Genomic DNA, 7,922 nt, shown 5'->3' with positions numbered 1-7,922 from the left:
CGCATGATGGCCATGGGATGATGCGACGAGGAGGCTGAGATGGCTTGGTACACGGGGGAGATTTATCGCGGCGTCGACTACAATCCGACTTGGCCGGGCTGGGTGGTCGGTGCCAATGCCACTCAAACCGGCGATTCCGACTTCGCCAACGACGCATTCGCCTCGCTGTGGGGCGCCGGCTACCAGGCGCCGCCCGCCGGCGACACCAGCGCGCCGGTCAACAACGGCAGCAACTACCGCGACGACTTGAAGACGATCGCCGACGCTGGCTTCAACCTGGTGCGGCTCTACAACTGGGACATGGCCCGCGGCACGACGTCATCCAGCAACACCGGGCTCGATCACATCAACTTCCTGAATTATGCCCAGTCGCTCGGCCTCAAGGTCGTGGTGCCGGTGGGTGATTTTTTCCTGAACGACACCCAGTTTTCCTGGAATCACGTCACGCCCAACGCCAGCTACAGCTTCTCCTCGGCGTCCCCGGCCATCCAGACCGACTTCACGCAGTTCATCAACAGCATCACCGATCCTGCGACGGGCAAGATCCACAGCGCCGTCCATTCGATCTCGGTCGGCAACGAGGGCGATATCGGCGAGGGCCTTCAGGCACCTCCCATAACCCTTGCCTCCGACTTCCTCGCCCGCACGAACTGGTGGATCGTAAACCTGCACCAGCAGATCAACGGCACGTCCGCCACGGGTCCCGACGGCAATCCAGTCGTCAACGGCAGCACCGGCACGATCGTGCCGCTCAGCGCCACCTTCGCCAACGCCGACCAGGGCACCGGCATCTCGAGCTGGTTCAAGGCACTGGTCTCGGGAGTCCAGGCGGGACAGGCCACTCCCAATAAATGGATACCCAACGGCACCACCACCTTCACCGCGGCAGTGACCGGCCTCGCCACTGCCGATCCGAACTTCGAGAGCTACTACTACAACAGCTTCAACATCGGCCAGAGCACGACGACGCCGCCCTTCGGCAATGGAATCAAGGCCACGCTGGCTCTCTACGACAGCGGCGCCTCGCCGTGGCCGGGCGAAAAATTCAACGTGCCGCTGCTGCTGATGGAGGTGTTCAACCCCAACCGCTCCCAATATCCGACGCCGGCCGACCAGGCTTTGGCCGCCGTCAACGAGGCCAAGGCCATCGAAGAATATCTTGCCCTCAACAATGCCGGCACACCGCGCAGCACCACCAACCTGATGGGCTACAACTATTTCGAGTTCAACGACGAGCCGGCAGCGAACAAGATGGTCGGCCTCTACCAGTACACGCAGACTTCGCAGAATGCCCAGACGGGCACCACCAGCGTGTTCTACGATCCATTCAACTTTCCCAACGTCACCTTCCCGGTCTATACGCTCACGCCGACACCCGGCCCGGGCGGCCAGGGTACGCTGGTGGGGGCCTGGACCGGCCAGTTCCCGCAGGCCTTGCAGGCCTACAACGACGCCTACGTGATCCTGGAGGGCAACTCGCTGACGACCTCCGCGACGACCGGGGTGACCGGCAACGACCAGAGCACATCGCCCCCGGCGGTAGCGCTGCAGTCGGGGGTGGCGAGCGGAGCATTGCAGCTCGGCCAGGATGGCGCGGTTGCCTATACGCCGAACCCCGGCTTCAACGGCATCGAGACCTTCGGCTACTACGGCTATGGAGAGTACGGGGCGTCGGACAGCGGCCAGGCTACCATCCACGTCGTGCCAATCATCGTCGGCCCGACGTCGACGACGTTGGACCTGCTGGCGCTCACCGCCGCGGAGCAGATCGGCTCGACCTATGCTGCATTCTTCGGCCGCGCCGCCGATGAGGCGGGTTTCGACTACTGGGTCGGCGAGCTCAACCGCATGCTGCCGACCCAGGGGCCCGCGGCCACGCTCGACAACATCGCGAACGCGTTCGGCGTCAGCGCCGAGGCCACGACGCTCTACCCGTTCCTGGCCAACCCGGTTGGCGCGAGCGACGCGGAGATCGCCGGCTTCCTCAACAGCGTCTACAACAACCTGTTCGAGCGCTCGTCCGACACGGCCGGACTGGCCTACTGGACCGGGCAGATCAAGCAGATGGTGCAGGCCGGCCAGTTCGTGGGCTCGGTGCTGGTCGACATCATGAGCGGGGCGCAGGAGACGGCGGGGAGCCAGGACATCACGACCCTCATGGGCAAGGTGGCGGTAAGCTTGGCCTACGTCCACCAGCAGGAGCTCCAGGGAACAGTCTGGGCCGGCGCGAGCGACATCGCGGCAGCGACGGCGTTGCTGGATAGCGTGACCGCCGATCCGCAGAGCGTGCTGGTCGGCGTCAGGACCGCTGCGGAACTGATCGCCAATCACGCGTGATCGGCAATCGAGGAAGGCGCTGACGGCGCGCTGCTCGCGCCGAACGGTTTGGCCAGGAAGGGGTACAGCGTCCTGGCCTCTGAGCTGGCGCCGAATGATCGCGGACGGCCAGGGCACGCTGGTAGGGGCGTGGATCGCCCAGTTCGCGCATTCCTTGAGAACCCGATGTCAGACGGCGACCTCGCGACTTCATGTCGTCGCCCGCGTCGGCGAACTCGCTTCGGCCATGCCTCCATAGACGCGCTTCAGCACGCCCTTGACAGTCGCGGTCCCATACTTAACTTTCTCGTTAACTATTGGGTCGATCGGATGGCGGGAGCGCGGACCGCGGCAGGAGCGCTGCGGCCGTCGTGTGCGAACGTCTTCCGTCCCTACACGCCGAGCGACATGCGGAGCAGCCTTTGCGAAGGAGTGCGACATGATCACGATCTCAGCTTTCAAGTGGGTTCCGGAGTTTGCCCAGGGCCAGGTGCGCGATCTGCGGGCGCGCTGGGCGCTCGAGGAAGCCGGGCTGCCTTACCGGACGCGGCTTCTCGGGCTGGGCGACCAGGACAAGCCGGACTATCGCGCGCTGCAGCCTTTCGGGCAGGTGCCAATTCTCGAGGAAGACGGCCTCGTTCTTTTCGAGACAGGTGCCATCGTGCTCTACATCGGCGAACGGAGCGAGGCGCTCCTGCCGCGGGAAGCGGGCGCCCGCCACCGCGCGACGCAATGGCTGATCGCCGCCCTCAACTCGATCGAGCCCTTCGTCATGGATGTCGCCCGGATCGACGCTTTCTATCCCAACGAGGAGTGGGCGAAGCTCCGCCGGCCAAGTGCCGTGGAATTCGTGCAGAAGCGACTGGGCGCCCTCTCCAGATCGCTCGGCGACAAGGCCTATCTCGATGGCGACCGTTTCACGGCAGGTGACCTGATGATGGCGACCGTGCTGCGGATCCTCAGCCACACCGACATCGTCACTGGCGACAAGCGCCTCGCGGCCTACCTCGACCGTTGCACCGCGCGGCCCGCCTTCAAACGCGGCCTCGAGGCTCAAATCGGAGACTTCAGGAAGGCGGCTTGATCCCTGCTTCTCAGCCATGAGCCTTCTGTCCTCATGGTTGAAAGCGCACCACTCCTGTGGCGCTCATGGTCTTTTCCGGTCCGCAATCGGTTCGGCCACCAACCCCAGGAGCGCCACAGGAGTGGTGCGCTCCGAGCAAGGAGCGCCATCGGACAGATGCGCTCCTTGCCCGCGAACGACGCGACGATCAGCGCCGTTGCCGACGGCCGATCACGCGTGATCGGCGATCAGCTCTGCCGCGTTCCTGATGCCGACGAGCACGCTCAGGGGATCGGCAGTCACGCCATCCAGCAATGTCGTCGCCGCCGCGATGTCGCTGGCGCCGGCCAGGACGATTCCCTCGAGTTCCTGCAGGTCGACGTAGGCCAGGCTCACCGCCACCTTGCTCATCAAGGTCGTGATGTCCTGGTTCGCGGCCGTCTCCTGCGCCCCGCTGATCATGTTGAGCAGCACCGAGCCCACGGACTGGCCGGCCTGCAGCGTCTGCTTGATCTGCGTGGTCCAATAGGCCAATCCGGCCGAGTCGGACGAGCGATCGAACAAGTTGCCGTAGACGCTGTCGAGAAAGGCGCTGATCTGCGCGTCGCTCGCGCCGATCGGGTTGGCCAGGAACGGGTAGAGCGTCGTGGCCTCGGCGCTGGCGCCGAACGATTGCGCGATGTTGGCGAACACGGCCGCAGGGCCCTGGGTCGGCAGGTTGTCGTTGAGCTCGTCGACCCAGAAGTCGAGACCCTCTGCATCGGCGGCGCGACCGAAGAACGCCACATAGGTCGCGGCGATCTGCTCCTCGGCCGTGAGCGCCAGCAGGTTCAATGTCGTCGTCGTCGGCCCGACGATGACAGGGACGACGTGGATCGTCGCCTGGCCGATGTCCGATGTCCCGTAGTCTCCAAAGCCAAAGTAGCTGAAGGTATCGATGCCGCTGAAGCCGGCGTCCGGCGTATAGGTAACCGTGCCATCGAAGCCGAGCCCCAGCTGGCCATTCTCCACCCCCGACTGCAGCGCTACCGCCCCGAGCGACACGGACTGGTCGTTGCCCATTACCCCGAGCGGCGCGGCGGCCGCCAGCGAGCCGCCCTGCAGGAGCACGTAGGCATCGTTATGCGCCAACAAGGCGTGCGGGAAAGTGGCGGTCCAGGCCCCCGCCAGCGTGCCCTGGCCATTCGGGCCCGGTGTCGGCGTGAGTGTGTAGACCGGGAAGATGAAGTCGGGATAGCCGCCGCGGGAATCGTAGAAGATGCTGGTGGTCCCCGTGTGGGCGTTCTGGAAAGCAGAGCCGTACTGGTAAAGGCCGGCAGCCTTGCCTGCGGCCGGCTCGTCGTTGAACTCGAAATAGTTGTAGCCGATCAGGTTGGTCGTGCTGTGCGCCGTGTCGGCGTTGTGGAGGGCAAGATAGGCTTCGATGGCCTTGGCGTCGGCGACGGCTTTTTGGGCGTTTACCGGGTTGTCCCCGAATACCTCCATCAACATCAGTGGCACGTCGGCGTCGCCGGCACCCGGCCACGGCGTGCCGGCGCTGTCATAGAGGGTAAGCGTGTTGGTGATCCCGGTGGCGCCCTGTCCGATGTTGAAGCTGTTGTAGTAGTAGCTCGCGTAGTCGGAATCGATGCTGGCGAGGCCGGTCACCGTATCGGCGAAGGTCTGGCCGGGAGGATTTAGATTGTCCAGATTCCAGCCAACGGGAGCGTGCTGTCCCGCTTGGACCCCCGTGAGCACCCAGTTCATCCAGCTCCCCCACTTGCCAGGGTGGGTGGGGTCGGTCTGAGTGGCACCCTGGTCGGCATTGGAGAAGGTGGCCGTGATCGGCACGACCGCGCCGCTCGGGCCGTTGATGCCGCTCGCGCCATTGATCTTCTCGTGCAGGTTGTGGATCCACCAGATCGTGCGGGCGAGCAAGTCGGAAGCGTTGGTGTTGAGGGGGCTATTGTTCGCCTGGTAGATGCCGCCCTCGCCGATATCGCCCTCGTTGCCGACGCTGATCTGGACGTTGCTGAAGATCTTGCCTGTCGAGGGATCGGTGATGCTGGCGATGAACTGATTGAGGTCGCTTTGGATGTCGGCGGTCGCGGAGCCGAATGAGTAGCTGGCGTCGGGTCGCGTGTTATTCCAGGAAAATGCGTCGTTGTTCAGGAAATAGTCGGACACCGGCACCACGACCGTGACGCCGAGCGACTTGGCATAGTTCAGGAAGTTGACGTGATCGAGGCCCGAGAAGTTGGGCGCCTGCGAGGCGTCGGTGCCGCGGGCGATGCCCCAGTTGTAGAGCCGTACGAGGTTGAAGCCGTCGTTGGCGATCGTGCCCAGGTCGTCGCGGTAGTTGGTGCCGTTGTTGAACGGCTGGCTGGTGTCGCCCGCGGGCGCTGTCTGGAACCCCTTGCCCCACAGTGAGGCGAAGGCGTCGTTGGCCATGTCGGAATCGAAGGTCTGCAGCCTGGTTTCGGGCGCTCCGTTTGGCCCTTGGGTCCAGCCCGGCCAGGTCGGATTGTAGTCGACACCGCGAAAAACCTTACCCGTGTACCACGCCATTGTTGCCCCCTTGCTGTTCCCCGGTATGAGAATTATCACGCGATGGCTGTCGGTGTCCCGCACCCAAGCAAGGAACATCCGGCGGCGGCTCTATTCATCGAGATTGCGACTCTTTCACGGCATCTTTCACGGTCGGCACGACCGGAACGGCGATCACCTCGAACATGAGCATCGTCGCAAGAACCGCGTCGTTCTTGCGCCTCTGCGAACGTCGTCGTCACTGTAAGCCTGGCAGAGGTGAGCACCGGCGATGGGCAATCGTCGGTGAAGGCGCAGCCTCGAGGAGGATGAGATATGCGCAAGTGGACGGCTGTGGCCGATGCGCCTCTCTCGCTCTTCGGTGCGCTTGTGCGTCACGATCGCTGCTCAGGCACGTCCGGCAAGCCGGACGCGCGGCAGCGCCGGATGAGCTACCTCCACGGCGATCCCAATCGCAAAAGCGAGCCCGACCGCAAGACAGCGATGTCCGACCGCAAGCCGCTTTCCGCCAAGTCCTCGAGGAACAACGAGATCGACCGAACCAATCGTAGGAATTTGGCCTCGTTGTGCTTTTTGTGGGCGTGGGCGATCACCCGTGCCGCTCGGCGGCGGATCGCCCGTGCTAACCACAGGGCGAGCGCCGGCAGCACGATGGCGGCGGTCCAGAAGACCGACGTCGCGCCCCAGCGGTCCACGACAGGGGCGGCGAGCGGCACGCCGATTGCCTGGCCGATGAACAGGCGGAGGGCGAACAGCGCCATGCCGGGGCCGCGAGCCTGCGGCGCCATCTGCGTGCCGTGGACCTGCAGCATGTTGTGCAGCATGTGGAACGACACGCCCGACACGACGATGGCGGCCCCAGTCCCTGTACCATGACCCTCTGCCGAAGACGGCGACACCTCCCTGATTGACGGGGGGAGGAAAGTTCGCGCATTCGCCACTTCCTCCCGCTCAAGCCGCCTTCCTGAAATCTCCCATCTGCGCAGCCCGGCTTCAATTCACCGGCGAGAGGCGCGGCTGGTAGGGCTCCTCGAGAAGCTTGCACTCGTCCACCGTCAGCGCGATCTCGGTCGACTTCGCCGCCGAGCTCAGCTGGTCGAGATCGGTGGCGCCGATGATGGGCGAGCCCATGTAGGGCTTGCTGAGCAGCCACGCCAGCGCCGTCTGGGCGGGCGAAGCGTTCTTGCCGAGCGCGACCTTCTTCACGCGCTCGACGATCTCCCAGTCGCAGTCGCGATAGGTTCCGGCGCGCACCTGCACGTCGTTCTTCGAGCGCTCGGTGGCGCCGCCACCCTCGCGGCTGCGATTGCCGGCCAGGAAGCCGCGCGCCAGCGGCGAGTACGGGATCAGGCCGACGCCCTGCTCGTGGCACAGGCGGTTCATCTCGTTCTCTTCCTCGCGCTGGATGAGATTGTAGAGATTCTGCATCGCGATCGGCCTCGAATAGCCCTTCCAGTCGGCCAGCATGATCATCTGGGCGAACTTGTAGGCCGGCATGGTCGAGCCGCCGATGTAGCGCACCTTGCCCGAGCGCACGATCTGGTCGAGCGTGTACATCGTCTCCTCGATCGGCGTGTGCGGGTCGAGGCGATGGACCTGGTAGACGTCGATATAATCGGTCTGCAGGCGCCGCAGCTGCTCGTCGATCGCGGCCATCAGATGCTTGCGGCCAGTGCCGACGTCGTTCTCGGTGTTGCTCATGCGGATGCCGACCTTGGTCGACAGCACGAAGTTCTCGCGCTTCGTCATTTTCACGAGCGTGGCGCCCATGATCTCCTCCGACCGGCCGGCATTGTAGGCGTCCGCCGTGTCGAAGAAGGTGATGCCGACGTCGAGCGCGCGCTTGAAATAGGCCGGCGCCTCGACCTCGTCGAACTTGCCCCAGCCGCGGTTGCCCTTGGCGCCCCACGAGTTGCCGCCGAGACAGATGCGGCTGACGATCAGGCCCGAGCGGCCGAGCGGTCCGTACTTCATGAAGATTCCCCCTTGCTGGCGCGAGCATAAGCTCCCACCTTTG

Annotated in this window: 5 protein-coding genes; 2 read left to right on the top strand and 3 right to left on the bottom strand. The window is 64.6% G+C overall.

The features are described from left to right. Positions 1-39 precede the first annotated feature (39 nt). Both AB7O82_RS35545 and AB7O82_RS35540 read left to right on the top strand, forming a co-directional pair. On the top strand, positions 40-2,337 hold the full coding sequence (locus tag AB7O82_RS35545) for a DUF4214 domain-containing protein (protein ID WP_428621610.1): 2,298 nt from the start codon (positions 40-42) through the stop codon (positions 2,335-2,337). A 418-nt stretch (positions 2,338-2,755) separates the two neighbouring features. Continuing rightward, a complete protein-coding gene (locus AB7O82_RS35540; RefSeq protein ID WP_428621609.1) occupies positions 2,756-3,400 on the top strand; it encodes a glutathione S-transferase family protein in 645 nt (214 codons plus the stop codon). A gap of 210 nt (positions 3,401-3,610) precedes the next feature. On the opposite strand, the gene AB7O82_RS35535 is transcribed toward AB7O82_RS35540, so the two are convergent. The 3 genes from AB7O82_RS35535 to AB7O82_RS35525 form a co-directional block, all read right to left on the bottom strand. Continuing rightward, the gene (locus AB7O82_RS35535) at positions 3,611-5,926 is read right to left on the bottom strand and encodes a DUF4214 domain-containing protein (protein WP_428553445.1); all 2,316 of its coding nucleotides are present in this window, start codon (positions 5,924-5,926) and stop codon (positions 3,611-3,613) included. 410 nt (positions 5,927-6,336) lie between these two features. Then, the gene (locus AB7O82_RS35530; RefSeq protein ID WP_428621607.1) at positions 6,337-6,741 is read right to left on the bottom strand and encodes a hypothetical protein; all 405 of its coding nucleotides are present in this window, start codon (positions 6,739-6,741) and stop codon (positions 6,337-6,339) included. A 157-nt stretch (positions 6,742-6,898) separates the two neighbouring features. Then, positions 6,899-7,879 (bottom strand): aldo/keto reductase, encoded by a 981-nt coding sequence (locus AB7O82_RS35525; protein ID WP_428621605.1) that lies wholly within the window; start codon positions 7,877-7,879, stop codon positions 6,899-6,901. Positions 7,880-7,922: the final 43 nt, after the last annotated feature.

Source organism: Reyranella sp. (genome assembly GCF_050185545.1).
In the GTDB taxonomy this organism is placed as follows: domain Bacteria; phylum Pseudomonadota; class Alphaproteobacteria; order Reyranellales; family Reyranellaceae; genus Reyranella.
Note: the sequence above shows the minus strand (reverse complement) of the source record. Positions and strands in the feature narration are given on the sequence as shown.

What these genes read in the sequence shown, in the direction of transcription:
- AB7O82_RS35545 (WP_428621610.1), top strand. Translation starts at nt 40, where the DNA reads ATGGCTTGGTACACGGGGGAGATTTATCGCGGCGTCGACTACAATCCG.
- AB7O82_RS35540 (WP_428621609.1), top strand. Translation starts at nt 2,756, where the DNA reads ATGATCACGATCTCAGCTTTCAAGTGGGTTCCGGAGTTTGCCCAGGGC.
- AB7O82_RS35525 (WP_428621605.1), bottom strand. Translation starts at nt 7,879, where the DNA reads ATGAAGTACGGACCGCTCGGCCGCTCGGGCCTGATCGTCAGCCGCATC.
- AB7O82_RS35535 (WP_428553445.1), bottom strand. Translation starts at nt 5,926, where the DNA reads ATGGCGTGGTACACGGGTAAGGTTTTTCGCGGTGTCGACTACAATCCG.